14 protein-coding genes are annotated in these 16,550 nt (G+C 38.9%); all 14 read left to right on the top strand.

Annotated elements, in window-relative coordinates; translation table 11 throughout:
- Positions 1-8 precede the first annotated feature (8 nt).
- Positions 9-2,339 (top strand): GumC family protein, encoded by a 2,331-nt coding sequence (locus tag L0Y31_RS09825; RefSeq protein ID WP_234736953.1) that lies wholly within the window; start codon positions 9-11, stop codon positions 2,337-2,339.
- 74 nt (positions 2,340-2,413) lie between these two features.
- Positions 2,414-3,067 (top strand): sugar transferase, encoded by a 654-nt coding sequence (locus L0Y31_RS09820; RefSeq protein ID WP_234736952.1) that lies wholly within the window; start codon positions 2,414-2,416, stop codon positions 3,065-3,067.
- A 79-nt stretch (positions 3,068-3,146) separates the two neighbouring features.
- On the top strand, positions 3,147-4,436 hold the full coding sequence (locus tag L0Y31_RS09815; RefSeq protein WP_234736951.1) for a lipopolysaccharide biosynthesis protein: 1,290 nt from the start codon (positions 3,147-3,149) through the stop codon (positions 4,434-4,436).
- A 207-nt stretch (positions 4,437-4,643) separates the two neighbouring features.
- On the top strand, positions 4,644-5,579 hold the full coding sequence (locus L0Y31_RS09810; RefSeq protein WP_234736950.1) for a glycosyltransferase family 2 protein: 936 nt from the start codon (positions 4,644-4,646) through the stop codon (positions 5,577-5,579).
- 64 nt (positions 5,580-5,643) lie between these two features.
- Positions 5,644-6,702, top strand: a complete 1,059-nt coding sequence (locus L0Y31_RS09805) for an NAD-dependent epimerase/dehydratase family protein (protein ID WP_234736949.1) — start codon at positions 5,644-5,646, stop codon at positions 6,700-6,702.
- 31 nt (positions 6,703-6,733) lie between these two features.
- Positions 6,734-7,894, top strand: coding sequence for a glycosyltransferase family protein (locus L0Y31_RS09800; protein WP_234736948.1), 1,161 nt, complete (start codon positions 6,734-6,736; stop codon positions 7,892-7,894).
- Between the two features lie 180 nt (positions 7,895-8,074).
- Positions 8,075-9,316: a glycosyltransferase family 4 protein gene (locus L0Y31_RS09795; RefSeq protein WP_234736947.1), complete on the top strand. Its 1,242-nt coding sequence runs from the start codon at positions 8,075-8,077 to the stop codon at positions 9,314-9,316.
- Between the two features lie 13 nt (positions 9,317-9,329).
- Entirely contained in the window at positions 9,330-10,664 is a 1,335-nt protein-coding gene (locus L0Y31_RS09790) for a hypothetical protein (RefSeq protein WP_234736946.1), read from the top strand.
- Between the two features lie 136 nt (positions 10,665-10,800).
- Complete coding sequence (locus L0Y31_RS09785; protein WP_234736945.1) at positions 10,801-11,898, top strand: glycosyltransferase family 4 protein; 1,098 nt, start codon at positions 10,801-10,803, stop codon at positions 11,896-11,898.
- A gap of 7 nt (positions 11,899-11,905) precedes the next feature.
- Positions 11,906-12,568, top strand: a complete 663-nt coding sequence (locus L0Y31_RS09780; RefSeq protein ID WP_234736944.1) for an acyltransferase — start codon at positions 11,906-11,908, stop codon at positions 12,566-12,568.
- 29 nt (positions 12,569-12,597) lie between these two features.
- Positions 12,598-13,812 (top strand): glycosyltransferase, encoded by a 1,215-nt coding sequence (locus L0Y31_RS09775; protein WP_234736943.1) that lies wholly within the window; start codon positions 12,598-12,600, stop codon positions 13,810-13,812.
- A gap of 31 nt (positions 13,813-13,843) precedes the next feature.
- Positions 13,844-14,407, top strand: coding sequence for a WcaF family extracellular polysaccharide biosynthesis acetyltransferase (locus L0Y31_RS09770; protein WP_234736942.1), 564 nt, complete (start codon positions 13,844-13,846; stop codon positions 14,405-14,407).
- 38 nt (positions 14,408-14,445) lie between these two features.
- Entirely contained in the window at positions 14,446-15,282 is an 837-nt protein-coding gene (locus tag L0Y31_RS09765; RefSeq protein WP_234736941.1) for a glycosyltransferase family 2 protein, read from the top strand.
- A complete protein-coding gene (locus L0Y31_RS09760) occupies positions 15,185-16,522 on the top strand; it encodes a WcaI family glycosyltransferase (RefSeq protein WP_234736940.1) in 1,338 nt (445 codons plus the stop codon). Before L0Y31_RS09765 ends, L0Y31_RS09760 begins: the two co-directional genes overlap by 98 nt.
- The last annotated feature ends 28 nt before the right edge of the window (positions 16,523-16,550 follow it).

Raw genomic sequence — 16,550 nt, 5'->3', positions numbered from 1 at the left:
CCGCCCATATGACTAACAACAACTATTCGTACGTTCCTTATCAGATTGCGGACCAGAGCGGTCCCAATTTACGGGCCATTTTAATGCGGTATGTTCGTCATTGGAAATGGTTCCTCTTGTCGATAGGACTGTTTTTGGTAGGCGCTTATGTTTACTTGATGTACCAGCCGCCCATCTACAAAACGCATGCAACCTTATTGATTAAGGACGAAAGTAAAGGGCCGGATAGCGAACAAGCCCTCAAGGAGCTTGACCTCTTTGCCCCTAAAAAGGTGATTGAGAATGAAATTGAAATCTTAAAGTCCTATACGTTGATGGATCGGGTGGTTAAACACCTTGATCTGGACATTCAGTATTTTCAGGAGACATCAGTAGGTAAACGGGAGATTTTTGATGCCTCTCCGATCCGGCTTGTTATTGAAAAGGCTAACTCCACTTTATACCAAGCTCCATTAGAGATTGGATTTTCTTCAGCAAAGGCGGTAACGATCAATGAGCAGGTATACCCAATCAATCAAAGTGTTGAAACACCCTATGGCCGCCTTCGTATCTTTACCCCTCGCCCACTGACTAATACGCAGGAAGCGATTATTATTCAGGTTAAGCCACATGCTTCTGCCGTGGCAGCCTATATGAAAAACCTCAAAATAGAAGCAGTTAGTAAGGCCTCGACAGTTTTGACGCTAACGCTACTCGATGCAGTTCCTCATAAAGCGGAACTAGTACTGAATCAATTAATCGAAGAATACAACAAAGCAGCTTTGGTTGATAAAAATCGGGTTGCTGCCAATACGCTGGATTTTATTGAAGACCGGATTGGATTAATTTCTGGGGAGCTAAATTCCGTAGAAAAAGACGTTGAGTCGTACAAATCAAACCAAGGCATTACAGACCTAAGTGTTCAGGCTGAAACTTTTTTGACAACGGTTCAAGCCAATGATGCCCGACTTAATGAAGTTAACATTCAATTGGGTTCTTTGACGGATATTGAGCGTTACGTGCGGGGAAAAGCGGCAGAACGAGGTACGGTTCCAACTACCCTTGGATTGAACGATGCAACACTCCTATCCTTAATTGGTAAAATCAATGAGCTAGAGCTGCAACGAGATCTATTAGCGCGGACGACACCGGATGACAACCCGATTTTACAATCCTTAGATAGTCAGATTAAAGCTACTAAATCCAGTATTTCGGAAAACATCCAGACGATGAAAGAAGTATTAATGACTTCCAAACGTCAGTTAGTCGCCAAAAATAGCCAGTTAGAAGGCCAAATTCGGACGGTTCCCCGGAAGGAGCGGGCTCTTTTGAACATTACGCGGCAACAGGCAATTAAAAACAATTTGTATACGTACCTACTCGAAAAGCGCGAAGAAACGGCGCTATCTTATGCTTCTGCCGTTTCGGATAGCCGAACCATTGATGCAGCGCGTACAGGAGGTACTCCAGTACAGCCAGTACGTCAAACAATTTACTTAATGTTCGGTGTCTTAGGCTTCTTACTGCCCATCGGCGTTATCATGGCTAAGGAAGCACTTAACAACCGGGTAGTGCGCCGATCAGATATTGAAGATACGACGCAGGTTCCTATTTTAGGTGAGATCCTGAACAACTCCAGCAAGGAGGTTTTAGTATTTACACCCCAAAGCCGATCGGTAATTGCTGAGCAAATCCGCTCTTTGCGGACCAATCTCCAATTTTTACGGAGTAACCCTACAGCTTCGCAGGTATTGTTATTTACATCCAGCATCAGCGGCGAAGGAAAATCGTTCTTATCACTTAACCTAGGAGCGAGTTTATCGCTGGTCGGACATGCTACCGTGATTCTGGAAATGGATCTACGGAAACCAAAACTGCATGCCCAATTAGGAATAGAGACAGGAATAGGATTGAGTAACTACCTCATTGGTGAAGCATCGCTAAAAGATATCGTTCAGAGTGTTCCTGGTTATCCGAACTATAAAATTATAACGAGTGGTCCGTTGCCTCCGAATCCGTCTGAATTATTAAGCGGACCTCGCCTGGAGCAATTGTTCAAAGAGCTACGCGAAGAATTTGCGTATGTGATTGTTGACTCCCCGCCAATTGGCTTGGTAACCGATTCACAATTGCTAGCATCACACGCCGATGCAACCCTGTATGTAGTACGCCATAATGTTACGCCTAAAAACTCGCTAAAAATGATTGATGCGCTCTATAAAGAGCAGCGTTTTCAAAAGCTAAATGTCATTTTAAATGGCGTAGAAGAAGGTGATTCCTACTACTATAGCTACGGAAGCGGGGGGTACTACGAAGCAACACCTAAGAAAAAATCCTTGCGCTTGGGAGGCAAAGCTTAAATTATTGAAAGTAAAAATAGGAGGAATTTCCTCCTATTTCATCAACGTATATAAAAACTAAGGCGCTACAAGTTATGGTCGATTTTATTCAACCTAATTCGTCGTATCTACCAGCACGTAGAGGATTTACGCAAAAGACTTACTTTGCGACGAAGCGCGTGTGCGATATCCTGTTTTCGGTTCTAGTCACGGTTTTCATTTTATCCTGGTTAATTCCACTCATTGGTTTATTGATACGCCTGGAATCTCGGGGGCCAATCTTGTTTATTCAGATGCGAACAGGGCAAAATAACATGGCCTTTCCGTGTCTGAAGTTTCGGACGATGAAATACAACAAGAATGCGCACTTTGAGCAGGCCCGGCGCCAAGATCCACGAGTAACACGTATAGGTGCTTTTTTACGGAAGACAAATCTAGATGAGCTTCCTCAATTCTTGAATGTTCTAGTTGGTCAGATGAGTGTAGTGGGACCCCGCCCCCATGCGGTTCAACACGACGCCCAATTTCAACACATCATCCCAAATTACATTCAGCGTTACTCTGCAAAACCGGGGATTACAGGTTTATCGCAAGCACGAGGTTTAAGAGGTGAAACGGGGCTTCAGGAAATGGAACACCGCTTACGATTGGACCTGTGGTACATTCAAAAACAAACACCTTGGCTAGATATAAAAATTTGCTGGTGGACTGTGGAGAGAATGTTAAAAGGGGATGAAAAGGCGTGTTAAGAACGAAGGCAAATACTATAAAACTCTTGTTTATCTATAATCAAAAACATGTTTTTTATATTAGGCTAATTTTATTTTTATGAAAGCCTTGACTCAACAACTATTGCAAGATTCATCAAACAATAAGATATTTCAATGGATTAAGCTTTTATCAGTAACAGGAGGAGTACAAATCATTGTTCAGGGTACAAGTTTATTAGGAGGTATTTTAGTAATACGATTACTATCGACAGAGGAATACGCCTTTTATACACTTGCAAATACAATGTTAGGAACAATGACAGTACTAGCTGATAGTGGCATATCAATTGGCGTTATGTCTCAAGGTGGAAAAGTATGGCAAAGCAAGAAAGAATTAGGAGTTGTTTTAGCAACAGGCTTAAATTTGCGGTCGAGATTTGCTTTAGCAAGCCTTGTTGTCTCAATACCAATTTTAATTTTTTTGCTGCAAAATCAGGGGGCTGATCTGAAAACTACTTTCCTAATCGTCTTTTCATTAATACCGGCTTTCTTTGCTGCACTATCAGATTCAATACTTAGTATCGTTCCCAAATTACATCAAGACATAATACGGTTACAGAAGAACCAGCTTGGTGTTAGTATTCTAAGGCTTGCTATAATTGTGATTTCATTATTAGCATTTCCGTTAACCTTTGTAGCCTTGCTAGCAAATGGAATTCCAAGAATATATGGCAATTTTTCATTAAAGAAAATTGCCTTTTTAAATGCAGATAAAAACCAAAAGCCGAGTCCATACATAAGAAAAGATATTTTAAGAATAATCAAAAGGAAACTGCCAGAATCAATTTATTATTGTTTCTCAGGCCAAATTACTATTTGGTTAGTATCACTATTTGGAACTACTGCAGCACTAGCAAGTTTAGGAGCGCTTGGGCGGCTGGGTATGACACTTACTGTTATCTCAGTATTAATTAATACATTGTTTTCTCCGAGATTTGCTCGCTTGCCTGAAATTAAGGAAGTCTTATATAAACATGCGATACTTGTTATTATAGGCTTAACTACATTATCACTTCTCATCATATATGTAACGCATATATTTTCATCACAAATATTATGGATAATTGGCACTGAATATAGCAATCTTCATGTCGAGCTTGTATTAAGTATAATAGCCGCTTGCTTAAATTTATTTATAGGTTGTCTATTTGCATTAAACACAAGCAGGGGTTGGATAATCAATCCCTACATGTACATACTAGTAAACGTTATAAGTATTGTTCTCTCCCTCTCATTATTTGATATTTCAACCTTAACTAATGTTTTAAATTTCAACATCTTTATATCAAGTGTACAAAGCCTAATTTTAATTTATTATCTATTTTATAAAATAAATAAGGCCAATTAATTATTAGAATATCTTACTTCAAAGAAAATTCTTGTATTTCCATCATTTTATCCAAAGAACCTGTTTATTTATTTGCTTGAGAATGTTTTAGTAATTGGTTTAATTTTCTTAAATTTTTACTATTCCTCATTTTTTCAAGGCGTAGTTACCAAATCCCTATGGTTTGCTCATATTAATACCCAACGAAATTTATTTTCTTGAATAATTATGCAATTAAGCGTAATAATACCAACATATAAACGATCAAGAGATCTTGAAAGATTACTTAACTCTTTGAGCACGCAAGATTTAGCTATATACGAAGTTATAATTGTTGTTGGACCAGGAGACCAAGAGAGTTTAGGAATAGCCCAAAGTTGGAAATTAAAGTTACAGGGGTTAAAGATTTTGGAGGCCCAAAAGCCAAGTTTAGTTCATTCACTAAATTTAGGGCTTGCTCAAATAAGTGGCGAAATTGTTTGTCTACTAGACGATGATGTATTCCTACCTAATGACTGGTCAAAAAAAATCAGTAATGCATATCAATTGAATTCTGATTATGGTGCTTACGGAGGAGTTGACAGATTACAAATAGAAGGAGATGAAGCACTCTCAAACCCTAGTTTAGCTACTCATGTAGGGGTTTTTAGATGGAATGGCCTTATAGGCAATCACCATAGAGGATCTTTATATTCTCCAGCAAACGTAGATGTATTAAAAGGAGTTAATTTATCTTTTAGAAAATCGGCATTAGACAAGCTTGTAGTCGATTTGAAGCTCGAAAGTCAAGGTGCGGAAGTTTGCACGGAGATTGATATTTGCCAGAGAATCAAAAAGAATAATTATAAAGTAATTTACGATAATAATAACTATCTGCTTCATTACGCATCTCCTCGAACGAGCAGCGATAATAGGACCAATATATTTGCTTATACAATACCTAAAAGGTTATTTAACCAGGCGTATGTTTATGCTAAATATAGAACAGTTTATGATATTTTATTCTTCTTTATCCATACAACATTTATTGGGTCTAGATACCAACCAGGATTCCTATGGTCTTTAATACTATTTAAACAGCACGGCCTAAACGTTTTGAAATTACCTTTAGTACATGCGGGCTCTATTTTGCGAGGTTTTAGTGATGGCTTCAAACGTAGATAAAAAAACACATTAAACGCCATTTCAAAACATATATTTTAACATTAATTTAAAAATAAGGTACCTTATGAAAAAGCCAGTTATTTTAGTTACGGGCTCATCTGGATTAATAGGTTCAGAAGTTTGTATGTACTTCTCAAAAGAAGCAGGATATACAGTTCATGGAATTGATAATAATCAAAGAGCCGTTTTTTTTGGTCCTCAGGGAGATACTCGGTGGAATCAGCTAAGATTACAGGACGAAATAAAGAATTTTGCGCATCATGAGATTGATATACGTGATAGAAAGGGCATACTTGAATTATTAAAAGAGATAAAGCCATCAGTTATAGTACATACAGCTGCGCAACCATCTCATGATCGTGCTGCTGCAATACCTTTTGACGATTTTGATACAAATGCTGTAGGTACGTTAAATTTACTTGAAGCTGCAAGACAAGTATGTCCTGAATCTCCTTTCATACATATGTCTACTAATAAAGTGTATGGAGATGCACCTAATAACATAGCCTTAAAAGAATTAGATACTCGTTGGGACTATGACGATGAATACTACACCAATGGTATATCCGAAAACTTTACCATAGATCAGTCTAAACATTCGATTTTTGGAGCCTCAAAAGTAGCTGCAGATGTAATGGTACAAGAATATGGCCGTTATTTTGGGATACCGACCTGCTGTTTAAGAGGAGGGTGCTTAACGGGGCCTAATCACTCCGGCGTTGAGCTACATGGTTTTTTATCATATCTCGTAAAATGTAACCTTGAAGGCAAAGAATATAAAATATACGGATATAAAGGAAAGCAAGTAAGAGACAATATACATTCTCTTGATGTAGCCATGTTCATGCATGCATTTGTACAAAATCCAAGATGTGGAGAAGTTTATAATTTAGGAGGCGGTAAAGAAAATAGTACTTCAATAATAGAAGCCTTCAAAATCACTGAGCAATTCACAGGTAAAGAACAAATATATTCCTACATAGACCAAAATAGAGCAGGAGACCATATCTGCTATTATTCTGACCTAAGCAAGATGCGTAATCATTACCCGACTTGGAATATTACTCAAACTCTATCATCGACAATCAGCCAAATTGTTGACGCTTGGAAAATAAGAAATTGACAGCAATAAATGTATCAAAGCCCATAAAAGGATGAGAAAAATATGTCTATTTACTGCGCATTCACCTCTTGGCGGCGGCGGCGGCGTCATACTAAGAAGTCTCGTCGAAAATATTGAAGGAGTTTCAATTTCTTGGAAATATCTAGCTGAGAATGTAGCTAAAGGTTACGAAAGTGGATATTGGGGCCGCAACTTTATGGGTGGCAGCTTAGTTAAAGACCTTTGGCTAACAAGTAATATGTTGATGGGTAATACCTGTGCACCAATAGACCAACTAGTTAAGCAACTTTTAGAAGTCGACTGTGATGCATATTGGATCATTTCTCATAATGAAGGTCTTAGAGTTGCATTTGAACTAGCTCGTGTCCAAAGTGCAAGACCTGTACATTTAACTGTGCATGATGACTGGGCAGGTGCACTCTGTGTAAGATCTATTAGATATCGCTTGTTTAAAAGCTGGGCAAAAAAATTGACCATTGCAGCTTTAAAGCAAGTAACTTCTTTTGATGTAATTAGTAGCGGCATGCAAACTTATTATTTAAAACTAAGTGGAAAGACTGGTGAAATATGCCACAGATACTTGCCATCTAAGGCCCTCATTAAACATAAGCAAATTCAGGAAAGCGATCCCTTTGCAATAGTTGCTGGTCATATTGGTTCTGTATATAGCAAAGCAGACTTTATAAATTTTCTAAAGTTATTTAAAGAATTTGCTAACTCGAAGGGAAAACAGCCTGTAATGAACATGTGGGGATGTCATTTGACCCTAAATGACATCCCTAGCATCTTTCGATCAATTGTGCACTTTAAACCCGGCCTACCCGAGGGACAAGTTATTCCTGAACTTGCAAAATGTGATTTTGTATATTCAATGTATCCAATGAATAAATCACTTAAAATTTTCTCAGAAACTAGTTTACCAACAAAGCTAACAAGTTATGTACAAGCAAGTAGGCCTATTTTTGGCCATTGCCCATTGGATAGCACATTAGCTAAATTTATTGAAATAAGTAAAACTGGTGTTGTATGGTCATCTCAGAAAAGAGAAATTGGGATCGAAGAGTTAGAAAAACTAACTAATTTACATATTCATCCAGATCAATGGATCATGACGAGAGATACATATTTCGGAGAAAGCAACCTCAATACAATGCTCAAAGTATTTTTAGAAAAGCAAGAATTACAAGATTAAAAGTTAACTTGACGAATAAGTAATTATTTTAACATATGTAATAGTTTAACTATATGTACATTTTATTTATCAGGATAAATACTTGCCAACCAGTATTTTATAAAATATTAAAATATAACAAACCCGATAATAACAGTCTAGTTTTTAAGTTGTCTTAACTATCAAATTTTAATCTATTAAATGAAACTTATATTATCTCATCCTACAGGTAATGCTAACTTAAAAGCCACCGCTAAAGGCTTGGTTGAGGCAGACATGCTATATGAATTCTATACCAGTATGGCATCCTTCTCTGGATCGATAATACATTATTTAGGACACCTAGGTCCTTTAAAAGAATTAAATAGAAGAGAATTTGACCCAAGATTACAACCATATACTAAAACATGGCCATGGCGTGAGATGGGAAGGCAAATTTCTTCTAAGTTAAAGTGGCAAAGCCTTGTTGAGCATGAAAAAGGTATTTTCTCTATTGACGAAGTTTATAAAAGTATAGACAAACATGTAGCAAACCAGTTACCCCGTCTAAATAAAGGCACTATCAGTTCTATTTATGCGTATGAGGATGAGGCTCTTCATTCTTTTCAAAGTGCAAAACATCACGACATTAAGTGCTTATATGATTTACCTATTGGTTATTGGAAAGCTGCTCGGCGCTTATTACTGTCCGAAAAAGAGCTTCGTCCAGAATGGGCATCTACCTTAACTGGTTTTAGGGATTCAGAAAATAAATTAGCCCGTAAAGATAAAGAGTTAGCCTTAGCTGATCATATTTTTGTAGCAAGTACCTTTACAAAAGAAACTCTGAAAGAGTATTCAGGTCCTTTAGCTCCAATTTCTATTATTCCATATGGCTTTCCAGAAGTAGCCACTTTAAAGCATTACACTTCTTTAACTAACCGCCCTTTAAAGCTACTTTTTGTTGGAGGGCTATCGCAACGCAAAGGAATTGCTAATTTATTTGAAGCTGTAGACTACTTTGATAAGCGAGTAGAACTAACTGTAGTAGGCAACAAAGCTGTACCAGATTGTGCACCTCTTAACAAGGCTCTAATAAAACATCGATGGATACCAAGTTTGCCACATCATAAGATCTTAGCTTTGATGAAGGAACATGATATATTTGTATTTCCGTCCTTATTTGAAGGTTTTGGGCTTGTTATAACAGAAGCCATGTCACAAGGGACTCCTGTTATTACGACTGAGCGTACTGCAGGTCCAGACTTAATTACTAATGACGAAAATGGGTGGTTGATTCAGGCTGGAAATACTGAAGCGCTGAAAATAGCTATTGAAAAAATATTATCTAAGCCTACTATGGTTGCTCAAGTTGGCAAAGCGGCCTTACATACTGCGAAGCAAAGACCATGGAGTGCTTATGGCCATGAGCTTACAAATAGCATCAAATCTATTATCAAATAGAACGAGCTTGATTATGGCCTTACCTATTCAAAATACTAAGAGCTTTTCAGCTCATTATATATCTATTGCTTTATTAAGAAATAGCCAAAACATTGCCTTTTTAAAAAAAGGTATCTGGCTCTACTTCTTTTTACTTATTTTTGAAGGAGCGCTCCGTAAATGGTTTCTACCCGGCCTGGCAACTCCTTTATTACTTGTACGTGACCCAATTGCGATATGGCTGTTTTTTTTGGCTTATAAGAATAATTTATTTAGAAGTAATGGCTATATTTTTTGTGCGCTGTTAATTACTATTGTATCGCTAGTTACTACAATACTTTTTGGCCATGGTAATCTTACTGTAGCTATTTATGGGGCTCGCATCATGCTCATACAATTTCCCTTTCTTTTTCTTATAGGACAGATTTTCACATTTTATGATGTTCTAAAAATAGGAAAAGTTTTATTATGGATTACTATTCCTATGACAATTTTGATAGCTTCACAATTTTACAGTCCACAATCAGCCTGGGTAAATCGAGGTATTGGAGGTGATATGGAAGGAGCAGGCTTTAGCGGTGCAATGGGATACTTTAGGCCACCAGGTACTTTTTCTTTTACAAATGGCTTAGTCTCTTTTTACGGGTTAGCTGCTGCCTTTATTTTTTATTTCTGGTTGGATAGTTCAAAACAAGTAAAAAAGATATTATTATACACTGCTACGGCTTGCCTTTTAGCAGCTATTCCTTTGTCTATAAGCCGCACTGTTTTATTTGAAGTAGTTATTTCAATTCTGTTTACACTATTTATCGCATCTCGCAAGCCAAAGTATTTGCTTCGTATTGTAGGAGCAGTAATTGGTGTTTTATTGTTTTTTGTATTACTCTCAAATCTAAGTTTTTTTCAAACTTCAATATTAGCTTTTGCAGACCGGTTTACTTCTGCCAATGAAAATGAAGGAGGACTTGAAGGCGTTTTTCTAGATCGTTTTTTAGGTGGAATGGTTGGTGCAATTCTTGAGATTGATGCTGAAACTTCTTTTTGGGGGCAAGGTATAGGAATGGGTACGAACGCTGGTGCTACGTTAATGACAGGTAAACAAGTTTTCTTAATATCGGAAACAGAGTGGGGAAGACTTATTGGCGAAATGGGTATTTTGCTTGGAGTAGGAGCTGTAATACTAAGAACTATTTTAACCTATCAGATTAGTTATTCTGCTTACAAAGCAATTAAAAAAGAAAACTATTTACCTTGGCTTATATTAAGTTTTGCATTCATAAATGTTTTACAAGGCCAATGGGCGCAGCCCACAAGTTTAGGATTTGCTATTTTCTCAGGAGGTCTTGTTCTCGCGGCCTTAAAAAAATAGATGAAAGATGATTTAAATCGGAAGCTTGCTTTTATGTAGACTTAGCAGATCATCATTTACATTTCCTGAGCGTATTATAAATAATATAATGAAATTTATACTTATAGGAAATTACCCACCGGATAGACAGGAAAGCATGAAAAAGTTTACTCACATGCTTAATTCTGGTATCCAAGAGGCAGGGCTTCAATCCGATATATGGCTACCTGTTGTTTTATTTAGTTTCTTCACAAAATCTACTAATGCTGGTATAGGCAAATGGTTGGGCTATATAGATAAATGGATTCTTTTTCCCATAATCTTACGTTGGCGCTTGTTAAATAAAAATTATAATAACCAGAATGTCCACTTTCATGTATGTGACCATTCCAACTCGCCTTATCTAAAGTATTTACCGAATAATCGTGCAGGTATTACCTGCCACGATGTGCTAGCTATTAGAGGTGCGCTAGGGTACCCTGATGCCTATTGCACAGCGTCAAGATTTGGAAAGATCCTTCAAAATTGGATCTTACATCATCTCTCAAGGGCAAAAGTGCTTGCTTCTGTTTCTCATTTTACTTTAAGGCAATTAGATGAGCTTGATACCAATAAGACAAATTCGTCCAAAAATTGGTGTGTAATTCATAATGCGTTCAACGATAAATTTGCACCATTAGATAAACAAAAGGTGAATGCTTTGCTCAAAAAAGCTGGACTTTTTGATGGAGTTCCTTACATACTTCATGTTGGATCAAGGTTACCTCGCAAAAATCGCAAAATGTTAATTGATATGCTTGATTCACTTGGCGATAACTGGAATGGAGCCGTTTGTTTCGCTGGACAAGCTCTTGATAAAGAATTGATTGATCACGCTATTTCTTTAAATTTACAAAAGCGTATAATTTCAATAATTAAACCTGATCATGAAACATTAGTAGCGCTTTATAATGGCTGCGAGGCGTTTATTTTCCCCTCCTTTTCCGAGGGTTTCGGTTGGCCAGTCATTGAAGCCCAAGCCTGTGGAACGCCTGTTATTGCGAGTGATGTAGATCCAATGCCTGAAGTTAGTGGAGGAGCAGCACTTCACGCTAATCCAAATGACCCTCAAGCATTTGCAAACGCTTTTCTTTCCCTCAAAGACGAGGCATTGAAGACAAAACTCATAGAAAAGGGGTTTGAAAATATCCATCGATTTACACCGGCCAGCATGATCGAATCCTACCTTTTGCTTCACGGTTTAAAAAAAACTTAGTTTGAATATGCTTTTTAAAATAATTACCCTTTTTCTTCCATGGGCTATAAAACGGCATACCTTAAAGTGGTGGTTTAATTATGAAATTGCACCGAGCGCATATATTGGACTTGCATGGGTATTTCCTAAAAAACTTATAATGGCTCCAGGGACAAGAATTGATCATTTTAACGTTGCTATCCATCTCGATAAAATAGAAATGCAAAAGGAAGCAAGGATAGGAAGAGGCAATTGGATTACTGGCTTTCCTACAAAAAGTAATTCTCTTCATTTTAAGCATCAACCTAACCGGCAGGCAAAACTATGGTTAGGCGAGTTTGCAGCTATTACTAAAAACCACCATTTAGATTGTACAAATAGCATTGAGATTGGTCGGTTCGCTACAATTGCAGGTTATAATTCACAGTTCCTTACACATTCAATAAATGTTATTGAAAATCGACAGGATAGCGAACCAATTTTTATTGGTGAGTATGCATTTGTTGGGACAAATGTAGTTATTTTAGGAGGTGCTGTACTGCCACCCTATTCAGTCCTTGGCGCTAAATCTTTACTGAATAAATCACATTCAACGGAATGGACCTTGTATGGTGGTGTACCTGCAAAAGCAATTCAAGAAATTCCTCGGGATGCAAAGTACTTTAACCGGCTTGATGGCTTTGTATATTAGTATTCTTACTTATTGGAAATTATATATAAATGAATCTCCTCCACGTAATTGCCAGTATGGACCCCAAGCAAGGTGGAGTAAGTCAGGCAGTACGGACAATGATTTTTGGCCTAGCTCATTTGGGAATTAACAATGAGGTAGTCAGCTTAGATGGCGCTGAAATAAAGTCGCCTGAGGAATCAATTAGCTTACACACGCTTGGAAAGGGAAAAGGCCCATGGGTATATAATGCAAAGCTTTTCCCTTGGCTTATTGAGAATTTCTCCAGATTTGATGCGGTGATTGTTCATGGATTATGGCTGTACCCTAGCTATGCTGTACGACAAGCCATTCAGAAATTAAACGATTTACAACAAACTAATCGAAAGGAAAAAAGTGAAGCCCCAAAGGTATTTATTATGCCTCACGGCATGCTTGACCCTTATTTTCAGCGGGCTGCCGGCAGGCAATTAAAGGCTTTGCGAAATACGGCTTATTGGCAGTTGATTGAACATAAAGTAGTTAATGACGCTGATGGTACCCTGTTTACTTGTGAGCAGGAGCGCCAGCTTGCAAACAAACCTTTTAAGCCTTATCGGCCCAAGCGCGAGTTTGTAATAGGCTTAGGTGTGGAACAGCCTCCGGCTAATATAGCTACAATGAAGAAAGCTTTTCAGGAAAAATGCCCTGAGCTAGGCGATTCACCTTACTTTCTTTTTTTGAGCCGTATTCATCAGAAAAAAGGAGTTGACTTATTAATTAAGGCTTATAAAAATGTAGTCAACAGTATTGAGCCTAAAAATCAACCTATAATACCTAGACTGGTCATTGCTGGTCCTGGTTTAGATACTCCCTACGGCCAGCAAATAAACCGTTTAGTCAAAGAAGAACTCGCTCTCGGAGATTGTGTTTTTTTTACAGACATGCTCTCTGGCGACGCTAAATGGGGCGCTTTTTATGGCTGTGAAGCCTTTGTGCTTCCAAGCCATCAGGAAAATTTCGGTATCGCTGTGGTAGAAGCGATGGCATGTGGCAAGCCTGTACTGATTTCTAATCAGGTTAATATCTGGCAGGAAATTGAATCTGGTCAAGGGGGTATTGTCGAACCAGACTCATTAGAAGGGACTCAACAAGCGCTAACTAAATGGTTGACGCTCTCTTCTTCAGCAAAAATTTTGATGGGACAAAAAGCAGAAAGTTGTTTCAACGAAAAGTTTTCGATTGTCCCCTCCGCTCAACGATTACTTGATGCACTAAGAGCTTAATTTTTACGCAACGTTAGTAAAACTGAAATGCATGCACAATCAGGATACATTTACGGGTCCTTCCTTTTCGCTTAAAAACCGCATAGGACGATTAATATGGGGACTAGTTTCTATTTTTTTATTTCGCCTTTCTCCTAAACCTCTTCATGCCTGGCGGTCTTTTTTGCTTCGCTGCTTTGGAGCAAAGGTAGGACGCGGTGTTCATGTCTATCCCGGCGTCAAAGTGTGGGCTCCCTGGAATCTCGTTCTTGATGATGAATGCGGTATTGCCAACGGAGCTATTTTGTATTCACAGGGAAAAATTACGATAGGGCAGCGTGCTGTTATATCGCAAGGAGCGCACATTTGTGCCGGTACGCATGATTATACCCAGCCAGGTTTTCCATTGATTACAATGCCCATTCAAATTGGGGCCCATGCCTGGGTAGCTGCCGAAGCTTTTGTACATCCTGGCGTTAGTATAGGGGATGGCTGCGTTGTTGGTGCTCGGTCTGTAGTGACTAAAAGCATGCCTCCATGGATGGTTTGCGCGGGCCACCCTTGTAAACCACTGAAAGAACGGACTATGGTATCCAGTCTGGAGAAGGTTCTTTGATCGCTTACCTTCCGTTAGAATTACATTATCACGTTTATATGGCTCTTGATCTCACCATTGCTATTCCTGTTCGAAATGAAGAGAAGAATCTACCCGGGTGCCTTTCGGCAATTGGGACTGATTTGGCTCGTCATGTGGTCGTAATTGACTCTGGAAGTACAGATAGGACGAAAGAAATTGCGACTAACTGGGGGGCTAGTGTTATTGATTTTGTTTGGGATGGCAAATTTCCAAAAAAGCGAAACTGGTTTTTGAGAAATCATACTCCCACAACAAAATGGGTGCTGTTTTTAGATGCAGATGAATATTTAACTGCTGACTTTAAAATTGAACTTCGCAGAGCCCTTGAGCGGGATGATGTGGTAGGCTTCTGGTTAAGCTATACCATCTACTTTCTCGGAAAACGCTTAAAGGGCGGATATCCCCTACGAAAACTAGCTCTTTTTAAAGTTGGAGCGGGTGAATACGAGCGGATTGACGAGGAAAAATGGAGCAAGTTAGACATGGAAGTACATGAACATCCTGTCCTCATTGGAAGTGTAGGCGTCATTCAAAGCAAAATTGACCATCAGGATTTTCGGGGCGTCTCTCATTATGTGATTAAACACGACGATTATGCCAGTTGGGAAGCAGCACGCTTCGTTAAATCAGCGGCAAATGCCCGAGTTGCTGACCAATGGACTTGGAAACAACGTCTGAAATACCGCCTAATGCGTACGCCGTTGATTGGACCAGCCTATTTTTGCGGAAGCTTTTTTCTAATGGGAGGGTTCCGAGATGGTGCAAGAGGCTTATCCTTTGCCCTGCTTAAAACAGCTTATTTTACCCAGGTTTATTGCAAAATTCGCGAGAAAGAAATCAGCGAAGAATCTTGAGGAAATGCGAATACTAATATACGGCATCAACTATTCACCAGAACTGACAGGAATCGGCAAATACACCGGAGAAATGGGTGCCTGGTTAGCTCAACAGGGACACCAGGTGAGCGTGGTTACTGCCATGCCCTACTATCCAGAGTGGAAAATCCATCAAGCGTATAAAGGAAAGTGGTGGCACACGGAGCTGATTGATGGTGTAAAGGTTTATCGCTGTCCTCTGTATGTTCCTGAAAAGGTGAGTTCAGTAAAACGAATTATTCATGAAGCTTCTTTTCTAGCGGGTCTTTTCCCTGTCTGGCTGAAGACCTTGTTTCAGAAAAAATATGACGTTGTTATTTGCCTCTCCCCCCCCTTCCACTTAGGATTTTTCCCTTTACTTTATACCAAACTTCGCGGGTCAAAGCTCATCACTCATGTTCAGGATCTGCAAGTAGATGCAGCCAAGGACCTGGGTATGATTAAAAACGAGCGTTTTCTCAATGCAATGTTCAGCGCCGAGCGGTATTTGTTAAAAAGTAGCGCTGCCGTATCGACCATCAGTTTGGGAATGCAACGAAAATTGGAAAATAAAGGCATCTCACTTTCGAAACTTATTCGCTTTCCCAATTGGGTCGATGAAAAGATGATTCGACCACTCGCAAAAGAGCAATCCTTACGCCGTGAGTTCGGGTTGAACCAGGATGCTAAGGTTATTCTCTATTCAGGAAACCTAGGTGAGAAACAAGGGCTGGAATTGATTATTGACGTGGCTACTCAATTTAGAGGTCGTCCAGATGTTTACTTTTTGATTGTTGGTTCCGGAGGCGGAGAAGCTAAATTAAAAAGCCTGGTAGTTGATGCACAACTAACGAACGTGCTCTTTTTCCCTTTGCAACCTTACGAAAAACTATCGGCTTTACTGGCCACAGCCGACTTGCATTTAGTATTGCAAAAAGGCTCTGCCTCTGACTTAGTAATGCCCTCTAAATTAACCGGTATTCTAGCAGCCGGGGGTTGTGCCATCGTTACCGCGAATCCGGGCACATCGCTCTATGACGTGATTGATACCCACAAAGCAGGTATTTTGATTGAGCCAGAATCTGTACAGGCTCTTAAAGCAGGTATTGAAAGAGCTTTAGTAAGTGATTTGACCGTCTACCGTACTAATGCTCGTACTTATGCAGAGAAATTCCTCAGTAAAGAAAGTATTCTTAAAGATTTTGAGCAGCAATTAATTCAACTTGTGCGAGTTCATTAACCAGCTTACTATATACTTCCGTACTTTT

The organism is Tellurirhabdus bombi (assembly GCF_021484805.1).
Classification (GTDB): Bacteria; Bacteroidota; Bacteroidia; order Cytophagales; family Spirosomataceae; genus Tellurirhabdus; species Tellurirhabdus bombi.
The sequence above is the reverse complement of the archived record's forward strand: the minus strand, read 5'-3'. Positions and strand labels throughout refer to the sequence as shown.

Coding starts and splice junctions, on each gene's coding strand:
- L0Y31_RS09775 (WP_234736943.1), top strand. CDS start 12,598: ATGAATCTCCTCCACGTAATTGCCAGTATGGACCCCAAGCAAGGTGGA.
- L0Y31_RS09790 (WP_234736946.1), top strand. CDS start 9,330: ATGGCCTTACCTATTCAAAATACTAAGAGCTTTTCAGCTCATTATATA.
- L0Y31_RS09780 (WP_234736944.1), top strand. CDS start 11,906: ATGCTTTTTAAAATAATTACCCTTTTTCTTCCATGGGCTATAAAACGG.
- L0Y31_RS09795 (WP_234736947.1), top strand. CDS start 8,075: ATGAAACTTATATTATCTCATCCTACAGGTAATGCTAACTTAAAAGCC.
- L0Y31_RS09770 (WP_234736942.1), top strand. CDS start 13,844: ATGCACAATCAGGATACATTTACGGGTCCTTCCTTTTCGCTTAAAAAC.
- L0Y31_RS09805 (WP_234736949.1), top strand. CDS start 5,644: ATGAAAAAGCCAGTTATTTTAGTTACGGGCTCATCTGGATTAATAGGT.
- L0Y31_RS09815 (WP_234736951.1), top strand. CDS start 3,147: ATGAAAGCCTTGACTCAACAACTATTGCAAGATTCATCAAACAATAAG.
- L0Y31_RS09760 (WP_234736940.1), top strand. CDS start 15,185: ATGGTGCAAGAGGCTTATCCTTTGCCCTGCTTAAAACAGCTTATTTTA.
- L0Y31_RS09810 (WP_234736950.1), top strand. CDS start 4,644: ATGCAATTAAGCGTAATAATACCAACATATAAACGATCAAGAGATCTT.
- L0Y31_RS09800 (WP_234736948.1), top strand. CDS start 6,734: ATGAGAAAAATATGTCTATTTACTGCGCATTCACCTCTTGGCGGCGGC.
- L0Y31_RS09825 (WP_234736953.1), top strand. CDS start 9: ATGACTAACAACAACTATTCGTACGTTCCTTATCAGATTGCGGACCAG.
- L0Y31_RS09820 (WP_234736952.1), top strand. CDS start 2,414: ATGGTCGATTTTATTCAACCTAATTCGTCGTATCTACCAGCACGTAGA.
- L0Y31_RS09785 (WP_234736945.1), top strand. CDS start 10,801: ATGAAAAAGTTTACTCACATGCTTAATTCTGGTATCCAAGAGGCAGGG.
- L0Y31_RS09765 (WP_234736941.1), top strand. CDS start 14,446: ATGGCTCTTGATCTCACCATTGCTATTCCTGTTCGAAATGAAGAGAAG.